1 protein-coding gene is annotated in these 800 nt (G+C 55.0%); it reads left to right on the top strand.

The genetic code is table 11. The features are described 5' to 3' along the window. Window positions 1–142: 142 nt before the first annotated feature. Window positions 143–800, top strand: a 658-nt coding sequence (locus tag ACOCD2_RS23205) for a right-handed parallel beta-helix repeat-containing protein (RefSeq protein ID WP_293653684.1), incomplete at its 3' end; no start/stop codon positions are given.

The following is an 800-nucleotide window of genomic DNA, read 5'->3' as shown; positions in this document are numbered from 1 at the left end:
AGTACGGAGCAGCAACGAGCTTGCGAAGTTGTTGCGTAGTGCTTGGTGACCAGGACGGCTGGGGCACCAATAGGTTGTCAAAGGCCGAGTCGATTTTGGGGACTGGGATGTCCCAAAATCTTTCACGAGGCCGAAGACACGCTTGTCAGGCACATCCGCCATGGCAATCGAAATACCCGGCAGGGGTGGTACATTTTTTGATTCGCCTGAGCGCTTCAACCGCTACTACACGGATCCCCAGTACAGCCCTGCAAAAACCTATTATGTCAGTTCAAACGGTAGTGGCGACGGCAGTGCCGGCAATCCCATGTCAGTCGACGATGCCTTTGCCCGGATTGCAGCCGGTGAGGAAATTCGCTTTCGCCCCGGTCAGTATCAGGGCTGCTGGCAATTGGGTGAAGACAATTCCGGTACTTACGACGCTCCCATCGTGCTGAAGGCTGATCCCGGCGTGGAAATAAGTTGCTGCAGTTCCGGCCGCGCCACCTGTTTCAATCTGGAATATGCCGACTATGTTGCCGTCGATGGCTTCACCCTGAAAGGTGGCAGTTATGGTGTACGCGCCGTGGGGGGCTACGAGACCCACTACCACCAGAAAGGTGTCGCCATCCTCAATAATCATATTTCCGGTCAGTACAAGGACCCCATACTCTCGGGCGGATCAGACTGGATCGTTGTAGAAAACAATATTGCACACGGTGCCGGCAGTGGTGACGGACATGGCATCTACCTGTCCAACGGCGGCGACTGGATGATCGTCCGCAACAACGAAACCTATGACAACCCCAGTTCCGATTTCC

This window comes from Thiolapillus sp. (assembly GCF_048562965.1).
Lineage (GTDB): Bacteria > Pseudomonadota > Gammaproteobacteria > Chromatiales > Chromatiaceae > Thiolapillus > Thiolapillus brandeum_A.
Note: the sequence above shows the minus strand (reverse complement) of the source record. Positions and strands in the feature narration are given on the sequence as shown.